The sequence below is a fragment of the Psychrosphaera saromensis genome, assembly GCF_002954545.1.
Classification (GTDB): Bacteria; Pseudomonadota; Gammaproteobacteria; order Enterobacterales; family Alteromonadaceae; genus Psychrosphaera; species Psychrosphaera saromensis.
Map to the genome: position 1 here is coordinate 695517 of NZ_MSCH01000003.1, position 17283 is coordinate 712799.

At 39.1% G+C, this 17283-nt stretch carries 17 protein-coding genes and 1 pseudogene; 7 read left to right on the forward strand and 11 right to left on the reverse strand.

Annotation, left to right across the window (positions count from 1 at the left end):
• Nucleotides 1–30: 30 nt before the first annotated feature.
• Entirely contained in the window at nt 31–804 is a 774-nt protein-coding gene (locus BTO11_RS03115; RefSeq protein ID WP_105051216.1) for a phosphoadenylyl-sulfate reductase, read from the forward strand.
• A 76-nt stretch (nt 805–880) separates the two neighbouring features.
• Nucleotides 881–1612, forward strand: a pseudogene (gene cobA, locus BTO11_RS03120) (uroporphyrinogen-III C-methyltransferase); the annotation flags it as partial.
• Between the two features lie 173 nt (nt 1613–1785).
• Here cobA and BTO11_RS03125 read toward each other — a convergent pair.
• The 4 genes from BTO11_RS03125 to glmU form a co-directional block, all read right to left on the reverse strand.
• The gene (locus BTO11_RS03125; protein WP_105051218.1) at nt 1786–2457 is read right to left on the reverse strand and encodes a YoaK family protein; all 672 of its coding nucleotides are present in this window, start codon (nt 2455–2457) and stop codon (nt 1786–1788) included.
• A 60-nt stretch (nt 2458–2517) separates the two neighbouring features.
• The gene (locus tag BTO11_RS03130; RefSeq protein ID WP_105051219.1) at nt 2518–3396 is read right to left on the reverse strand and encodes an alpha/beta hydrolase; all 879 of its coding nucleotides are present in this window, start codon (nt 3394–3396) and stop codon (nt 2518–2520) included.
• A 55-nt stretch (nt 3397–3451) separates the two neighbouring features.
• Nucleotides 3452–3877, reverse strand: a complete 426-nt coding sequence (locus BTO11_RS03135) for a potassium channel family protein (RefSeq protein ID WP_105051220.1) — start codon at nt 3875–3877, stop codon at nt 3452–3454.
• A gap of 136 nt (nt 3878–4013) precedes the next feature.
• Complete coding sequence (gene glmU, locus BTO11_RS03140) at nt 4014–5372, reverse strand: bifunctional UDP-N-acetylglucosamine diphosphorylase/glucosamine-1-phosphate N-acetyltransferase GlmU (RefSeq protein ID WP_105051221.1); 1359 nt, start codon at nt 5370–5372, stop codon at nt 4014–4016.
• Between the two features lie 95 nt (nt 5373–5467).
• Here glmU and BTO11_RS03145 point away from each other — a divergent pair, with 95 nt between their 5' ends.
• The 3 genes from BTO11_RS03145 to BTO11_RS03155 all read left to right on the forward strand — a co-directional run bounded on the left by BTO11_RS03145 (nt 5468) and on the right by BTO11_RS03155 (nt 7327).
• On the forward strand, nt 5468–5929 hold the full coding sequence (locus tag BTO11_RS03145; RefSeq protein ID WP_105051222.1) for a 2-thiouracil desulfurase family protein: 462 nt from the start codon (nt 5468–5470) through the stop codon (nt 5927–5929).
• Nucleotides 5930–5972: 43 nt separating this feature from the next.
• Nucleotides 5973–6320 carry a DUF6404 family protein gene (locus BTO11_RS03150; protein ID WP_105051223.1) on the forward strand — a complete coding sequence of 116 codons (348 nt, stop codon included), beginning with the start codon at nt 5973–5975 and terminating at the stop codon, nt 6318–6320.
• Between the two features lie 113 nt (nt 6321–6433).
• Nucleotides 6434–7327: a cupin domain-containing protein gene (locus tag BTO11_RS03155; protein ID WP_105051224.1), complete on the forward strand. Its 894-nt coding sequence runs from the start codon at nt 6434–6436 to the stop codon at nt 7325–7327.
• Between the two features lie 106 nt (nt 7328–7433).
• Here the strand turns inward: BTO11_RS03155 and BTO11_RS03160 are convergent, their stop codons facing one another.
• On the reverse strand, nt 7434–8906 hold the full coding sequence (locus tag BTO11_RS03160) for a protein adenylyltransferase SelO (protein WP_105051225.1): 1473 nt from the start codon (nt 8904–8906) through the stop codon (nt 7434–7436).
• Between the two features lie 166 nt (nt 8907–9072).
• Between BTO11_RS03160 and BTO11_RS03165 the strand changes: the two genes are divergently transcribed.
• Nucleotides 9073–9375 carry a c-type cytochrome gene (locus BTO11_RS03165; RefSeq protein ID WP_105051226.1) on the forward strand — a complete coding sequence of 101 codons (303 nt, stop codon included), beginning with the start codon at nt 9073–9075 and terminating at the stop codon, nt 9373–9375.
• Between the two features lie 156 nt (nt 9376–9531).
• Here the strand turns inward: BTO11_RS03165 and recQ are convergent, their stop codons facing one another.
• Nucleotides 9532–11334 (reverse strand): DNA helicase RecQ, encoded by a 1803-nt coding sequence (gene recQ, locus BTO11_RS03170; RefSeq protein ID WP_229793366.1) that lies wholly within the window; start codon nt 11332–11334, stop codon nt 9532–9534.
• Between the two features lie 301 nt (nt 11335–11635).
• Here recQ and rarD point away from each other — a divergent pair, with 301 nt between their 5' ends.
• Nucleotides 11636–12547, forward strand: a complete 912-nt coding sequence (gene rarD / locus BTO11_RS03175) for an EamA family transporter RarD (protein WP_105051228.1) — start codon at nt 11636–11638, stop codon at nt 12545–12547.
• Between the two features lie 7 nt (nt 12548–12554).
• On the opposite strand, the gene BTO11_RS03180 is transcribed toward rarD, so the two are convergent.
• The 5 genes from BTO11_RS03180 to prlC all read right to left on the reverse strand — a co-directional run bounded on the left by BTO11_RS03180 (nt 12555) and on the right by prlC (nt 17272).
• Nucleotides 12555–12851, reverse strand: a complete 297-nt coding sequence (locus BTO11_RS03180) for a cysteine-rich CWC family protein (protein ID WP_219846453.1) — start codon at nt 12849–12851, stop codon at nt 12555–12557.
• A 33-nt stretch (nt 12852–12884) separates the two neighbouring features.
• Nucleotides 12885–13358: a peroxiredoxin gene (locus tag BTO11_RS03185; protein ID WP_105051229.1), complete on the reverse strand. Its 474-nt coding sequence runs from the start codon at nt 13356–13358 to the stop codon at nt 12885–12887.
• A 183-nt stretch (nt 13359–13541) separates the two neighbouring features.
• The gene (locus BTO11_RS03190; RefSeq protein WP_105053647.1) at nt 13542–14240 is read right to left on the reverse strand and encodes a class I SAM-dependent methyltransferase; all 699 of its coding nucleotides are present in this window, start codon (nt 14238–14240) and stop codon (nt 13542–13544) included.
• A gap of 124 nt (nt 14241–14364) precedes the next feature.
• Complete coding sequence (locus BTO11_RS03195; RefSeq protein ID WP_105051230.1) at nt 14365–15084, reverse strand: DNA-3-methyladenine glycosylase I; 720 nt, start codon at nt 15082–15084, stop codon at nt 14365–14367.
• Between the two features lie 136 nt (nt 15085–15220).
• Nucleotides 15221–17272 (reverse strand): oligopeptidase A, encoded by a 2052-nt coding sequence (prlC, locus tag BTO11_RS03200; RefSeq protein WP_105051231.1) that lies wholly within the window; start codon nt 17270–17272, stop codon nt 15221–15223.
• Nucleotides 17273–17283 lie beyond the last annotated feature (11 nt).

The window sequence follows — 17283 nt, forward strand, 5'->3', positions numbered from 1 at the left end:
GCTGTTAACAGCCCTTTTAGGAAATAAATTATGACTACAGCCATTGATAAGAATACTGATGCTTCGACACAAAAGGCTAAGTTGCTAAAAAAACTTGAGGAAATTAATGCAGTATTAACTCCGCTTACTGCCGAGCAACGTGTTGCTTGGTGTGTAGATAATTTACCCGAGCAGATTACATTATCATCCAGCTTTGGTATTCAAGCTGCGGTTATGTTGCACATGGTCACGCAAATTAAACCTGATATCCCTGTAATTTTAACCGACACGGGTTATTTGTTTGACGAGACGTACCAGTTTATTGATCAATTAACTGAACGTTTAAACCTTAATTTAAAGGTATACCGCAGTCCACTAACACCTGCGTGGCAAGAAGCACGTTTTGGCAAGCTTTGGGAAAAGGATGAAGCTGGTTTAAAACAGTACAACCAAATGAACAAAGTTGAGCCTATGAATCGTGCACTTGAAGAGCTAGATGTTGGTGTTTGGTTTAGTGGTATTCGTGCTGGACAATCAAGCAGCCGCGCTAATAAAAATCTAGCTGAATACAGCTTTATTCGTGGTAACGATAAGCCAGTACTTAAAGTACACCCAATTTTGGAATGGACTAATAAAGACATTTACCAATACTTACAAAAGCATGATTTACCTTATCATCCGTTATGGGAAGAAGGTTATGTGTCTGTTGGCGACAAACAAACAACACGTAAACTTGAGCCTGGCATGACCGAAGAAGAAACGCGCTTTTTTGGTTTAACTCGTGAATGTGGTTTACATGAAAATGTAGAGGGTGATGGAATTTAATATGCAGAACCAACCAAGGTCTATTCAGTTTAAAAGTAAAAATCTTACTCAGCCAGGTAGCATATCAAGCATAGCTAAAGGTCAGGTGTTTTTAGTAGGAGGTGGCCCAGGCGATCCTGATCTACTAACAATTAAAGCATTAAAAATAATGCAAGCCGCTGACGTTATTGTGTATGACTACTTAATTACTGATGAGATTTTATCTTTATGTCGAGAAGACGCTGAATACGTATCGGTTGGTAAAAAAGCAGGTAACCACACATTACCGCAAGAGCAAATCAATCAACTCCTTGTTGATTTAGCCCACAAAGGCAAAATGGTTTGTCGTTTAAAAGGCGGCGACCCTTATATTTATGGCCGTGGTGGTGAAGAAGCTCAATTGCTAGCAAAACATAATATTCCATATCAAGTGATACCCGGTATTACCGCAGCCGCAGCGTGTTCTGCCGCAGTTGGTATTCCATTAACGCATAGAGATTATGCTCAATCATTGCAGTTTGTAACGGGCCATCTTAAGAAAGCGACGGACACAAGCTCGGATACAAATTGGCAATCTCTGGCAAGTGCAAATCAAACCTTAGTTATCTATATGGGTATTATTCAAAGCCCTGAAATTAAGAGCCAGTTAATCAAACATGGCCGCGCAGCTGATACACCAGTAGCCATTATTGAAAAAGGCACAAGACCGGATCAAAGAGTGGTGATTGGCACATTAAATACCTTGGATGAATTAGTGCAAACTCATCAAATAGGCTCGCCAGCGCTGATCATTGTGGGTGAAGTTGTGAATTTATATGGACAATTGAATAATGGACTGGCGGATCAGCAAGCCGAACAAGAGCTCGCGCGATTAGCTATTGAAGCTCAAATAAACGCAACCCAAATTACAACAGCCCAAAAAAAAGCTAAGCAAGAGCAGGCTGCATAAACTAATAGAGTAATATTAGGCTGTTAAAAGTACTTTTTCACCTGACTATTTAGTTACTCTAGCTCGGTATATTGCAAACGGCTATAGAGTGCATACGCTAAGGCTAACAATAAACAAATTGCTGCAGGCACAGACAAAGCGTAAAATTGCATAGCACCAAATAAATAAGCGCCACAAACCCCACCTAAGATAAAACCTAAAATAATTAACAAGAACAGCAATGCTTTGCGGCTATCAAAGTCTTCGCCCTTTAACTTTAAGCCAAGCATAATGCCTAAGTCAGTGAAGATTCCGGTGACATGTGTCGTGCGCACAACAGCGCCACTGTAACGAGTTGCTAATGCGTTTTGTAAACCACAAGCTGCCGATGCTAAATAATGACCAAGTAAGGAATCATTGGTTAAAAAGTAAATAGTGCCCAATAACAGCGCTGCTTCTAACAATAATAAACTAGAATAATTCCGCCCTAGCTTTAATGCCCCGCCATGTAAAAAATAGCCAGACACAGCAGAGCCAATTAAGAAACTAAGCAAGACAATAACTAAGTGGAGAACATCAAATATGGATGAATTAACAATTCCAGTACCAACAAGCGTGGTGATACCAGACAGGTGAGAAATTGCCTGATGTTTAAAACCTAACAAACCAATAGAGTTCACTAATCCAGCGACTAAAGCCAGTAAAAATGAACCGTATTCTACCCAACGGGGTAACTTTGATATCACAATTTTCCTCGAACGCTAAATCATAAAATAAACATGCAGCGATTAATTACTAAAACTCACTTATGAAGTAGAACTACAACAAACTAATTTTGCAATAAAGGCTTTATATACATCAACCGCCAGTTGCTTTGTCATTGTTTGACCGTGCTCAGTTTCAGGTAGTATCTTCATTATCTTAATTTTACTAGTCGATGCTTTATATAAATCATGAGAGAACTCGACAGGTGTTGTAGTGTCTTCATTACCAACTAAAAGTAGTAGTGGGTTTGTATATTGAGCGACTAATTCGACATTATTTATTTCAGTTAATTCAGGTGATATTGTTACGGTAGATAATGCCTTTGACCAAGCCGGCACTAAATTATCAACAAGTTGAGGTACGCTAGTAATTCCACCATCTAACACTAAACCATCAATTGGTCGTTCAGAACTAATATAACCCGCTATTAATGAGCCCATTGATAAACCGTGGATAACAATGGGTAATTGTTCGGGAAATGTTTCTTGGGCAAAGTCGAAGACATTTAACGCATCGGACTTTAGGCCGTCAATTGATAACGTTTCGTTTTTTTCACTAACGCCTGTTCCTTGATAATCAAACCAAATGACATTGGCGGGGATCAATGAAAACTGCTTTAGAATACCTGGTGAACGGCTTATCTTCATGCCGTTGCCAGCAAACAAAATTACATTGGCAGTGGCATCTTGGTTGATCAACTTAACGCCATTAAGTGTTAAGCCATGCTCTGTCACTAAGCTAATGTTAGAAACAACTGCCGTTTCGCTGCTAGTTGCTAACTTAGTTTCAATTTCTTGTAAATTCAGCAGAATTTCAACTTCTTCATCCTGATAAATGAACGAGTCTGGTGTGATATTCACTGCACAGCCACTTAGGCTCATACTTAAGAGTAATGTGACAATAATTAGTACTTTTTTCATTTAATATTCCATCATACAATTGCATAAATTCTAATTTAAAACAGCTACCTATATTTTAATCTCGGCTCCAATATCTCTGCATTTCTAGATATAAGAATGAAGCCGTCCATGTAATTAAAATAAGCCCAGTTAACGACTCAATACCAGTTAAGTATCGTAAAGGCCCATGAGGTTCAATATCGCCAAAACCAACCGTTGTATAAACAGTGAATGAAAAATAAACACAGTCCATAAGTCGGCCTGAGACATTCCCGACCAAACTTCCCCAACCTTCGGCAAGATCCATATAATAAAATGCGATGCCAAAAATCCAAATTTCTATTATATGCGCTATTAATGCACCAAAAACGCCGAATACAATTCTGAGATTGTGTTTCACTTTCATCTTTGGCATATATAAGACAATACGGTATAGAAACTGGTAATGAACCAGTACAACAAGCGCTACCACTAGACAGTTTATTACCAGTACTGAAAACATTATTGCCTACTTAAGTAAGATGAAGCTAATTGACATAAGCTAAGTGAAATTAAGTACAAGCAATGACGTTTACATCACCAATAATACGCTTGTGTATACTTCTCGTTTTTGCTAAAAAACAAAGATAACCTTGGTATTAATCTTTAGTTGGACGTTTCCAACCATCGATATTACGTTGTTTACCACGGGCAATAGCCAAACCGTTTTCAGCTACACCTTTGGTCACTGTTGAACCAGCGGCGACAAAACCATTTTCTTCAATACATATTGGTGCCACTAATGTTGAGTTAGTTCCAATAAACGCATTGTCTTTAATTTCTGTTTTAAACTTGTTCACGCCATCGTAATTAGCGGTGATAACGCCAGCACCAATATTAACGCCACGGCCGATAGTTGCATCGCCTAAATAAGAGAAATGATTCGCTTTAGAGCCTTCACCTAATGTTGATTTTTTCATTTCAACAAAGTTACCAACTTTGGCTTTATTGCCAACAATAGCCGCTGGACGTAAACGAGCAAATGGACCAATTTGAGCATACTCACCAACTTGTGCTTGGTCGATTAAGCAATTGGCTTCAATCACAGTGCCATCACCAACAGTACAATCTTTAAGTACATTGTTAGGGCCGATTTTTACATTGTTACCAATAACAACAGTGCCTTCAAATACAACGTTAACGTCTATTTCAACGTCTTGACCTACAGTTACGTCACCACGAACATCTACTCGTTGTGGATCGCGCATTGATGCACCAGCTAACATAAGTTTTTCAACTTCACGGCGTTGGTATTCACGTTCTAATGTGGCTAATTGAACACGGTTATTTGCGCCTTCAACTTCAATACCTGTATCAGGATGAGCCGTTTCGATGGCGTAACCTGCGTTATGCGCCATCGCGATAACGTCTGTTAAGTAATATTCACCTTGAGCATTGTCGCTGGATAAATTAGCTAACCAGTCTTTTAATAACTTTCCGTTAACTGCCATAATACCAGTGTTAACTTCATCAATTTCAAGCTGTTCTGGACTTGCGTCTTTTTGTTCAATAATACCAACCACTTTGCCATTTTCACGAACAATGCGGCCATAACCAGATGGGTTATCTAATTTAACCGTTAATAAAGCAATGCCTTGTTCTGGCTTAACGGCCAATAAGCGTTCTAATGTGGATGTTTGAATAAGTGGTACGTCACCGTACAAAATAAGGATAGTGTCTGAGTCCGGCATAAATTTGTCTGCAACTTTCACTGCATGACCTGTACCTAATTGCTCAGACTGTAATGCCCAATGCACATCATTATGATTTAATGCTTGTTGTAATTGCTCACCACCGTGACCGTATACAATACTGACATTTTCTGACTGTAGGGCGTTGGCCGCATCTATTACGTGCTGTACCATTGGTTTATGGGCAACTGGGTGTAATACTTTAGGTAAGCTAGATTTCATACGTGTGCCTTTGCCGGCAGCTAAAACTACAACAGATAAACTCATTTATTTTTCTCATATCCTTTTAAAATCAAAGGTATTATAAAGACTGTTGACTAAATGTTCAGTCCTTTTTCAATAAAAAGCGTAAAGAGTAAGTAATGTCAGAAAAAATATTGGTATCAGCGTGTTTATTGGGCCACCCAGTAAGGTACGACGGCAAGAGTGTGCCATTAAAAGAAATAGACTGGCTACAACAATTACAACAACAAAACCGTTTAGTCATTGTTTGCCCTGAACAGGCCGGTGGACTGCCAACACCAAGAGATCCTGCTGAGCGCCAACAAGATAAAATCATCACAGTGAATGGCCAAGACGTCACTCAAGAGTTTGACCAAGGCGCTCAACTTGCTCTTAAATTATGCCTACAGCATGATATTAAAATAGCTTTGTTAAAAGCTAAAAGTCCAAGCTGTGGTAATCAACAAATTTATAATGGACAGTTCAACAACACCTTAATAGCAGGACAAGGCATGACTGCGGAACTACTGACTAAACACGATATTAAAGTGTATTCAGAACTTGAAATAGAGCTGCTAAAGCAACCTATAAATAGAACTTAAATCAAACCCAATTTTCCGTAACATAAAGTAGCCAAGGCCAAAAATGTCATATCAATCAAAACTAGAAAAAGCCCAAGCAGAATTAGCACAAACTGACATGCGCGAGGCTAACTATAATCCGCCAATATTTGTTCTATTAAGAAAGTTAGGGCTTAAAATTAGACCGGTACATTACAATACATTTATTAAAAACTTTGCTTTTTTAGCAACTTTTTTTGGTTTAATCTGGGGCTTATTAATGTGGTTTACAACCTGGAGCACAGAACGCTTACCAATATTTAATGTAGTAGGCACTAGTATTTTTAGTGGCCTATTATTTGGTTTGATAATGTCTCTGTATTACAGAAAAAGTGCAGCTAAGCATAAGTTGAGTAAGTGGGAAGATTTGTAATATGTAAACGTATTTAACTGATATTTATAGTAAAAACTAATTTTATTGCACGGTATAAATGTAATAGCATCGTATAATAAAAATCTATAAACAGAATAAAATAAGGAGCTTAAATGCCATCCGATACCAAAACCTGCGTGTTTTGCATTGCCTCCCCAGAGTTGGCAACCGACATTCTGCAACAAACTGAGTATGAACATCCGAGTGTGAAAGAAGAAGGGTTTATGCATTTGTGTCAGCCTCACCAAGTCAGCGAAGTTGTAAATACCTTTTATCCAGGTGCTACTGATTTAAAATTATTGGTGATTGATGTCAGTTTGCTTAATGCTCAACTTATCTATGAAGGTGCCGCAGGTGACTTTAGTGATGATGATTTGGTTCGCGCCTTTTTCAGCACAGAATCATTTCCGCATTTATATGGCGCTTTAAATGTAGATGCCATTATCGATGTGGTAAATGTGAACAGATTTAACCAAAAGCCAATCCACCAAGATACTGTGGCTATGCTGCGTCATTACCGTTTTGAACGACTACCTGTTGAAGGCACTTTGTTTAAAAGTACCTGGCGTTCTAATCAAGAGAATACAAATGGTGATCCTGCTGGCACAGCTATGATTGGCCTTTATGCCAACGAACCGGATAGCTTATCCTGCTTCCATAAACTGGATTTTGATGAAGTATGGCATGCCTATAACGGCGACCCATTTACGCTGTATTTGTTATATCCAGACGGACGAACAGAAGAGATATTAATGGGCACCAATCCAACAGCAGGGCAACATGTACAATATGTTATTCCGGCTGGTGTATGGCAAGCTGGCTGCCTGAATGATGGTGGCAGATATGCCTTATTTGGTTGCACTATGGCACCAGGATTTACTGGAGCTTGTTTTGAAGCTGGATTAGCCGATGAGTTAATTAAGCAATATCCAGATAAAGCTCAGATAATCAAAAAGCTATCAGTAAATGGTCATGAAACTAACATGCCGCACGGCTTTGCAACTTAAGCTTTGTAAATTAGTAGTTAGCCATCCCTATATAATATCGGGCATCTAATGTCTGGCTCTTTTGAGTCAGACATTACGATGACAAGTACAAACAGCTACCCCAGTCTTAACTACTACAACTTATCGACAGCTCTTTGCCCCAATCTGGTGGTGTTGCTGCGTAGTTTTCAAACTCTGGCTGTTCGTCAAAAGGGTGTTTTAAAATTTCAAATAAGGTTTCCAACTCTGAATTATCACCCGCTTCTGCAGACTTAATTGCTTGTTGAGCTAAGTAATTTCTTAATATGAATTTTGGGTTTACTGCTTTCATTTTTTGCAGTCGAACTTGCGTGTCATCTTTTTCTAATAACAAACGATGTTTGTATTTTTCCAGCCACTTACTTGCAGCGTTTCTGTCGATGAAATGATCAATTATACTGTCATCATTACTACCGTCGTAATTTGACAGTAAACGCCAAGAGTTGGTGTAGTCGCGTTTATCTTTTTGTAATAACCCAAGCCACTGACCTAATAAAATCTGATCGCCTTTATCGCTTTTTGATAAGCCTAACTTCTGGCGCATTAGGCCTGAGTATTCGTTGACTAAAATAGGTTCATATTGCGCTAAACACTCCATCAGCTGATCTTTACTTAGTAATCCAGAGAATGCTTGGCCTAGTGCTTTTAAGTTCCACAAGCCAACGCCTGGTTGCTCATCAAAAGCATAACGTCCGGCATAGTCCGAGTGATTGCACACATGTTTAGAATCAAAATCATCTAAAAAACCATAAGGACCAAAATCAAACGTAATACCCAAAATAGACATATTGTCTGTATTCATAACCCCATGACAAAAACCAAACGCTTGCCACTTGGCAATTAACAAGGCGGTAGATTTAACCACTGCAGTGTAAACCGCTAGTGCTTTGTCCTGTATGGATAGCGCTTCTGCTGGAGCTAATTGCAAAACCTCTGTGAAGGTATAATCCACCAGCGATTCTGATAGCTCAGTATTGTTTTGATAGAACGCATATTCAAAGTGGCCAAAGCGAATATGGCTTTGGCAAATACGAATAAGAACCGCACCTTGTTCGAGCGTTTCTCTTTGAATGCCTTCTGATGTTTTAAACACGCCTAACGCTCGGCTAGTTGGAATACCCAAATAAAATAACGCTTCCGATGCCAAAAACTCACGAATACTACTGCGCAATACAGCTCGACCATCACCTGAACGTGAATAAGGCGTTTGCCCTGCACCTTTTAGGTGGATGTCCCAACGATTAGAGCTCGTTTGTAATTCAGCTAAAAGCAAACCGCGACCATCACCCAAATCTGGATTATAATGACCAAATTGATGTCCTGTGTATTTCTGCGCTAATGGCTTGGTGTTAGTTAAATTTGTATTACCACTAAACCAATTTAAGTATTCACTATTGGAGAATACGGAATCAGGCAACTCCAGTAGTTGAGCAACATGGTTACTTGTGATCACCCATTCAGGATTCGGTAACTTTGTTGGAGTAATAAAAGAAGCAAATTCGCTAAGTTGGTCGGCGTAAGTATGCTTAAGATTTAGCTGTATTTTGTTGTTGTCTGACATACTTTTTATCCAAGACCTTAACTTAATTAAATAAAAGATTGATCTAACTTAACGAATAGAACGTTTATTACTAAAGATGGTAATTCTCTATTCGACATTATCTTAATAGATGCTAGTTTATAGTGAATAACATCTTATAAATTTAAAACTTACATTTGGAGTTTTTATGAAAAACGTATTACTTATCACTTCAGCGTTAATCGCCTCTTTTGCATTCAATGCAAATGCCGCAGATATTGCAGCAGGAAAAGCGGCTTCTGCCGTTTGTGGAGCTTGTCATGGCGCAGCGGGTATCAGCGTGATCCCTATGTATCCAAATCTTGCTGGGCAAAAAGAAGCGTATTTAGTTAAACAGTTAAAGGCATTTAAATCTGGTACTCGAACTGACCCAGTTATGTCTGCGATGGCAATGCCGTTATCGGATGCTGATATCGCTAATGTTTCTGCTTATTTTGCTTCATTAAAATAACAAAGTTGTTATAACAAGCGACTGATTTTATAAATGCCAGTCGCTTATTTTCATCCCATTAATTCTTCTTTAGCTCTTATTTAGTTCTTTGTTTAGTTCTTCATTTAACCCGGTAAATACATCAATATCAGCTCAAAAGATAATAACAGCCAAAACTTAATTATCGCCTGCCAAATGCTGTTCTATCACTTGTAAAAATGCTGGACCATAACGTTGTAGCTTAGTTTCACCCACACCAGACACCGCCAAAAATGCTCTTGGATTAGTTGGTAGCTTGTTCGCCATGTCAACCAAGGCGGCATCCGAGAACACCACGAATGGTGGTACATCGTGTTCCTGGGCGATAGATTTTCTAAGACCTTTTAAGCGAGCAAACAAGTGTTTGTCGTAATTCACTTTAGCTGGTTTTTCATATAGATGCGTACGGCCAATTCTTGGCACCGCTAAATCTAATATTTTTTCACTTTTTAAATACGGTCGAGATTTTTCTGTTAATAATAAACGACTGCCCTGACTAATATCCTGCTCGACCAAACCTTGATGAATTAGCTGACGCATTATACTTAGCCAATATTCTTGGCTTTGGTCTTTTCCTATTCCATAAGTGCTTAATTTGTCGTGACCGTGATCTTTAATTCGGACATTTTGGCTACCACGTAAAATATCAATTACATGACCAACACCAAATTGTTGTCCACTCCGGTAAACACAAGACAAGGCTTGCTGTGCTAATAACGTTCCGTCAAATGACTTTGGCGGGTCCAAGCAAATATCGCAGTTACCACAAGTATGGTTGTTATATTCGTTAAAGTAATTCAGTAAGACTTGGCGACGACAGGTTTGTGCATCAGCTAATGCCACCATAGCGTTAAAACGCTGTAATTCTACTTTGGCACGATCTTCATTTGGATTATCGCTGATCATGCGTTTAACTCTTGGTACGTCGGCAGAATCAAAAAACAATAAACATTCGGCAGGTAAACCATCTCGACCAGCACGGCCAGTTTCTTGGTAATAATTTTCTATAGTTTTGGCTAAATCATAATGCACCACAAAACGAATATTAGGTTTGTTAATTCCCATACCAAAGGCGATAGTGGCTACTACAATTTCAATGTCATCACGTTGGAACTTATCTTGTACCGCTATTCTATGGGCGGTATCCCAACCTGCATGATACGCTTCGGCTTTAAAGCCTTTTGCTTGTAATTTTGCGGTAATATCGTCAACCCGTGCGCGGCTTGAACAATAAACAATTCCGCAATTGTCCGACTGAGTGCCCAAAAAAGTTAACAACTGATTTAACGGCTTAAACTTTTCTTCAATTGTGTATCTCAGATTTGGTCTATCAAAGCTGCCAACATGAATAAAAGGGTCTTGTAGCTGTAACTGATAACTTATGTCGTGACGAGTTGCTTTATCTGCGGTTGCCGTTAACGCCATAATTGGCGTGTTTGGAAAATTAGGCTTTATACAATGCAAACGTAAATAGTCTTGCCTAAAGTCATGGCCCCAATGGGATAAACAATGCGCTTCATCTATAGCAAATAAACTCACACCACAAAATTTAAGATGATCCATAAAGCTAGGCTGTAACAAACGCTCTGGCGATACGTAGATTATTTTGACTTCGCCATGCTGAACTTGGTTCAACACTTGAATTTGTTCTTGTCTGTCTTGCTGACTATTAATAAAAGCCGCTGCAATACCAAGCTCTAATAATTGGTCTACTTGATCTTTCATTAGCGACAGTAGAGGCGTAACCACCACAGTAATATGGCTTTGTAACAGAGCAGGGATTTGATAACACAGACTTTTACCGCCACCAGTAGGCATGAGCACCAAGGAATCTTGCCCAGCTAAGCAAGCATCAATAACTTCTTGTTGGCCGTCACGAAATGACTCATAACCAAAAGTTTTATTTAACAATGACAAAGGTGTGTTTGCAGGTAATGACAAAAGAATTTAACTATTAATGTGACACAAATGTGCAGGCATTGTACCATCCATCAGCTGTCTTCTGTGAAGGAAAATTCACGTTATCTACAAGTTTGATTAGTCTGTAATTCTCTCGGCCTCATTTCAAGCAAGCCATCAGATTTAACATCGCTGCTTTAGATAAAATAACAGATCAAATAAAGAGCTAATAAGACAGTCACTTTTCCATTAAATTTGCTCTCAGATTGAAAAACATCTCTCTATCAGTCGATGTAAGCAGTGCAAAATATGACAAATAAATAACCCCTAACTTAAAAGAAGAATGTTAATGAATACAAATGCTAAACAAGGTGTACTTTTAGCTATTGCTGCCTATTTAATGTGGGGAATTATTCCAGCTTACTTTAAGTTGTTAAATTCAATGGTGCCAACTGAAATATTAATGCATAGGATAATTTGGTCTTCGTTGTTGTTAATGATCATTATTTCGGTAAAAAAGAATTGGTCACAAATTTCAAGTATCCTTAAAAAACCTAAAACCCTGCTCATATTAATTGCCAGTGCCTCAATATTGGCCTTTAACTGGTGGTTGTTTATTTGGGCAATTAACAACAATCATTTACTCGACGCTAGCTTAGGATATTACATAAACCCTTTATTAAACGTAGCCTTAGGTATGTTCTTTTTGGGTGAACGGTTATCAAAATTACAGTACGCCGCTGTGGGTTTAGCCTTTGTTGGCGTTACTATTCAAGTGGTGACGTTTGGCTCATTTCCTGTGGTTGCCTTTGCCCTTGCCATCTCATTCTCAGTTTATGGCCTTATCCGTAAAACAGTATCTGTCGACTCTGTATCTGGCTTATTAATGGAGTCATTATTACTAACAATTCCCGCCGTTTTATATTGGTGGTTTATGGTGCCAACCGACGCTAGCAATATGGCCAATAACACCATAGGTTTTAACTTATTAATAATGGCCGCAGGTCTCATTACCACAGCACCACTTTTATGTTTTGTTGCCGCAGCTCGACGCCTAAATTATTCAACCATGGGGTTTTTCCAGTACATAGGCCCAAGCATCATGTTTATGTTTGCTGTGTTTATTTATGGTGAAAAAGTTGGGGAAGATCGTTGGGTTACATTCGGCTTTATTTGGACAGCGTTAATTATCTATTCCGTTGCAAGTATTTTGAAAATGAAAAAAGATAGAAAGAGTAACAAGGCGATTAGCTAACCTAGAATTAAGCCTTAAACGCCATTGCGCAGGACTGGCAAATACAGGTTTTGTTTTTTAGCTCGTCTGGCACTTGTTGTAAAAGCTCTGGAGGAAATTGAATGTTTGGGTCTTGGCACCAGCAGGTGAGTTTCTTTTCTGCATCGCAAGCAGGGCGACTGTTTTCAAGGTAATTACTTTTAAGCTTACTGTCTGTAAGGTGATTGCTTAAAAGATTGCCACAGGCATTATCTTTAGTGCATAAAGGGCATAGTTGTGGGTTAACTTTCTGTACTGAGTTAGTCGTCATTTCGGATTTACTCACTATGCCTCTTTATGCTCTAGCTGGCTTAAACGATTAAAGCGCCGCTAAAATTGTTTCCGCGTCGCTTACTTCAAACTCTTTAGGTTCTTCGACGTTTAACACTTGCACCATACCGTCTTCAACAACCATAGCGTAACGACGAGAACGAGTGCCACCGAAAATTCCGGTTTCAGCTTCTAATCCAATTTCTTTAGTAAAATCAGCGCCGCCGTCTGCAAGCATAATAATGTTTTCAGCGTTTTGGCTTTTACCCCAGGCATCCATAACAAATGCATCGTTTACTGATAAACAAATTATTGTGTCGACGCCTTTTTCAGCAAATTTTTCATAGTTAACAACATAACCTGGAAGGTGGCTGTTTGAACATGTAGGAGTAAATGCTCCTGGCACTGCAAACATAACCACTTTTTTACCAGCAAATAATTCTTCCGTAGTAGCGGTGATCATTTCACCATCAACAAAATATTGAAACTGCACACTCGGTAGCTTAGTGTTTACTTCTATCATCATAATTCCTGTATTTTTCTTATTTTCGCGGATTATTCTTAAGCGAATTTGGCTTCCTAAACCTACATAATAACCACAATATAAATTGCATTTATTTTATCGGTAAAGCCAAATATTTGCGGATTATAACCTATTTTGGTGTTAGATAGGATCTGATAAAGATAAATAACATTAACAACCCGTCTATGCCATGGCAGCATTGACGTACACATCAAATCGATTTTTCTTAGTCTTAATTTGTGTACTCGGTTGTTGGTTATTTAAAAACGGAGCGTAATCTGGGCGTTTAACCACTACACGTTTTTGAGCTAACTGAATTGCATTTGGTAACAGCTCGTCTGCATCATCGTCTGTTCCAACAAAAGTTTGGAACAGAGCCATATCTTTCTTAACCGCTGCCGATTTTTCACGATGTGGAAACATTGGATCTAAATACACAACATCAACCAACTGTTTTTCAGCAAGCGCATCCGTTAAGGCTTGTTGTGCTGGCGCATTAATTACCGTCATGCGTTCGTCAAACCAGGGTAAGTGAGACGAGGTTTTTGCTCGGCGAAAGCCGTCGATCAACAAGGCGTAAATCGGCTGCTGTCGCTCCACTAAAGTAACGTTACATCCTAAAGACGCTAATACAAAGGCGTCTTTCCCCATGCCAGCGGTTGCATCGAATACGTGTAATGATTTTTTGGCTAAATCTATTTTATTTAACCCAACAGCTTTAGCGATAGCTTGGTTTTTACCGCCACCAAACTTTTGCCTATGAGCGCTTGCGCCCTCAGCAAAATCAACAAAGATTTTGGTTTTACTGTCGCGAGTTAAAAACAATTTACCGTCATCAAAGGCGGCAAAAAGCTGATTATCTGTTGGCGCTTTGTTTGTCATGTTCCAACCGAACGACTCAGCTAATTCTATGATCTCAAGTGGAGCTGCACGCCAATTTACAAATTGTATGATGTCGGATTGTTCTGGGTTATTTAGCTCAGATGATTTATCTGCCATTGCGGATTTACCTACCATTGGTATCAACGCCAACAAAGTTATCGCCCACGGAATACGACAAAACTCGACTTAATGCTTGATACGAATAGCCTGTCTTCTGCTGCCAAACATCAAAGCAATCTTGTATGCTTTTTTGGCTTTTCTTACTGCTAACACCACCGTCGATATGTTTATACGCTCTAAAATACGCTTCATTGTCCTGACTAATTAAAAAGGTATCGACACCTAAACGACGCAAAGCATAAGGTCCGGTGTTTCCGCCTAACCGTGAACCATGTTTTTTAAGGTACGCCCATAATCCAATAACATCTTGAGCTGGCCAATTCGCGATAAACTGACCAAACGAGCCATGCTCTGCAGCAATTTCAAAGATCATTTGTGCGTTATCTTTAATGGTCATGACTTTTTTACCGTTGCGAATAATGCGTTCGTCTTTGCATTTAGCTTCCCACATTTCGTCCGGCATCATTAACATTTTTTCAATGTCGAAATTAAAAAACACCTCTTCAAAACCAGCCCATTTATTTTCAACCACGCGCCAAACAAAGCCACTTTGGAATATCTGTTTGGTAAAGGCAGCCAACCACATAGAGTCTGGTATTTGGGCAATTTCATCTTTGTTAAAAGTATGTCCTGCCATATCCAATACAAAATCTTCACTGCCTTTACGTTCAGAGGCGCGTTTGAGAATGTCGGTAAAAGGTTCTAGGTTTTTAATTTCAGTCATATTTTTTGATCAATTTAGTCGCGTGTGAAATGCAAAACTCCCACCTTGAGTGTGGGAGCTAATACACTACATAATTATATGAATAACTATCAAAGTCACTCTATAAATATTAAAGCGTTATTTTACAGGGCTATATTTAAGCAGCAATACCACAGTGACGTAACAATGCATCTATTTGCGGTTCACGGCCACGGAAGTTTTTAAACAATTCCATCGGCTCAGCGCTACCGCCTTTTTCCAAAATGCAATTTAAGAACTGTTTGCCGGTTTCTGGATTAAATATGCCATCTTCTTCAAACTTAGCAAATGCATCGGCAGATAATACTTCTGCCCATTTGTAGCTGTAATATCCCGCCGCGTACCCGCCACCAAATATATGGCCAAAACCATGTTGGAAACGATTAAACGCAGGTGGTTTAATCACAGCAACTTTGTCTCGTACATCATCCAATATTTGTTGAACGTTAGCGCCCGTTTCAGGATTAAACTCTGCATGGATGCGAAAATCAAATAAGCTAAATTCTATTTGGCGAACCATCATCATGGCCGACTGGAAGTTTTTAGCGGCAAGCATTTTATCTAGCATGTCTTTTGGTAATGGTTCATTTGTTTCAAAATGACCAGAAATAAACTGCAATGCTTCCTCTTCCCAACACCAGTTTTCTAAGAACTGACTTGGCAGCTCTACTGCATCCCAAGCAACACCATTGATACCTGAAACCGCAGCTTCATCAACTTGTGTCAGCATGTGATGAATACCGTGACCAAACTCATGGAATAAAGTAATTACTTCGTCGTGAGTAAATAGCGCCGCTTTGTCGCCAATTGGCTGACTAAAGTTACAGGTTAAGTAGGCAACTGGCGTTTGTAATGCACCGTCCGCTAAAATAGCGCGACCTTTACAGTCGTCCATCCAAGCGCCGCCACGTTTTTTATCACGAGCGTATAAATCTAAATAAAAGCTACCGCGGTAGTTGTCATCGGCATCTTTAATATCAAAAAATCGGACATCTTTATGCCATACATCTACTTTGTCTTTTTGTTCTGTAACGGTAATACCAAATAGTTTATTTACGGTAGTGAATAAACCTGACAACACTCTGTCTTCTGGAAAGTACGGGCGAAGTTCTTCATCTGATATTGCGTATTTTTGTTGTTTTAATTTCTCACTGTAAAACGCGTTATCCCAAGGATTTAAGCTAGTAACGTTATATTCAGTTTTGGCAAATTCCGTTAATTCAGCCAGGTCTTGTTTTGCTTGGGCGTGAGATTTTTCAGCTAGTTGGTCTAAAAACCCAATCACTTGCTGGGTGTTTTCCGCCATTTTGGTTGCTAATGATTTATCCGCATAAGTCTCAAAACCAAGTAAATTAGAGACTTCATGACGCAGTGCTAGCAACTGATCAATAATTTCTGAGTTATCAAACTCGCCAGCATTAGGGCCTTGATCAGACGCTCTAGTAGCAAATGCGGTGTACATTTCTTGGCGCAAGGCTGCGTTGTCAGAATATGTCATCACAGGTAAATAACTTGGCGCGTCCAACGTAAATAGCCAGCCGTCTAACTCTTTCATTTGTGCCATTTGTTTTGCTGCAGCAATGGCTGAATTTGGCAAGCCTTTTAATTCTGACTCGTCTGTGATCAGTTTTTGCCAAGCACTGGTTGCATCTAAAACATTGTTACTAAACGTTGAACTTAGCTCAGATAATTGCGCTTGGATTTCACCGTAACGTTTTTGTTTCTCTGCATCTAAGTCTATGCCCGATAATTTAAAGTCACGTAATGCGTTGTTGATCACTTTTTGTTGCGTGGTGTTAAAGGACTTAAATTCAGCAGACTCAGCTAAGGTTTTATATGCTTGATATAAGCCTTTGTGCTGGCCAACCCAAGTTGAATACTCAGTTAACAAAGGTAAACATGACTCATAAGCTTCACGATGTTCATCACTGCTAAGAACTGAATTTATATGGGAAACCGGTGACCATGCTTTACTCAGTTTGTCGTCAACTTCATCAATCGCTAACACTAAGTTTTCCCATGTTGGCGTAGTTTGCTCAACGGCAGTTTTAATCGCTGTCTTACACTCAGTTATTAACTGCTCTATTGCTGGCTTGATATGTTCTGGTTTAATTTTAGAAAATGCAGGTAAGTTCAGATTAGCTAATAACGGATTATTTTGTTCAGACATGAGTTCTCAAT

Coding starts and splice junctions, on each gene's coding strand:
- BTO11_RS03195 (WP_105051230.1), bottom strand. CDS start 15,084: ATGACTGAAATTAAAAACCTAGAACCTTTTACCGACATTCTCAAACGC.
- BTO11_RS03145 (WP_105051222.1), top strand. CDS start 5,468: ATGTCAGAAAAAATATTGGTATCAGCGTGTTTATTGGGCCACCCAGTA.
- BTO11_RS03155 (WP_105051224.1), top strand. CDS start 6,434: ATGCCATCCGATACCAAAACCTGCGTGTTTTGCATTGCCTCCCCAGAG.
- BTO11_RS03185 (WP_105051229.1), bottom strand. CDS start 13,358: ATGATAGAAGTAAACACTAAGCTACCGAGTGTGCAGTTTCAATATTTT.
- rarD (WP_105051228.1), top strand. CDS start 11,636: ATGTTAATGAATACAAATGCTAAACAAGGTGTACTTTTAGCTATTGCT.
- BTO11_RS03165 (WP_105051226.1), top strand. CDS start 9,073: ATGAAAAACGTATTACTTATCACTTCAGCGTTAATCGCCTCTTTTGCA.
- BTO11_RS03160 (WP_105051225.1), bottom strand. CDS start 8,906: ATGTCAGACAACAACAAAATACAGCTAAATCTTAAGCATACTTACGCC.
- BTO11_RS03190 (WP_105053647.1), bottom strand. CDS start 14,240: ATGACAAACAAAGCGCCAACAGATAATCAGCTTTTTGCCGCCTTTGAT.
- glmU (WP_105051221.1), bottom strand. CDS start 5,372: ATGAGTTTATCTGTTGTAGTTTTAGCTGCCGGCAAAGGCACACGTATG.
- BTO11_RS03135 (WP_105051220.1), bottom strand. CDS start 3,877: ATGTTTTCAGTACTGGTAATAAACTGTCTAGTGGTAGCGCTTGTTGTA.
- BTO11_RS03130 (WP_105051219.1), bottom strand. CDS start 3,396: ATGAAAAAAGTACTAATTATTGTCACATTACTCTTAAGTATGAGCCTA.
- prlC (WP_105051231.1), bottom strand. CDS start 17,272: ATGTCTGAACAAAATAATCCGTTATTAGCTAATCTGAACTTACCTGCA.
- BTO11_RS03115 (WP_105051216.1), top strand. CDS start 31: ATGACTACAGCCATTGATAAGAATACTGATGCTTCGACACAAAAGGCT.
- BTO11_RS03150 (WP_105051223.1), top strand. CDS start 5,973: ATGTCATATCAATCAAAACTAGAAAAAGCCCAAGCAGAATTAGCACAA.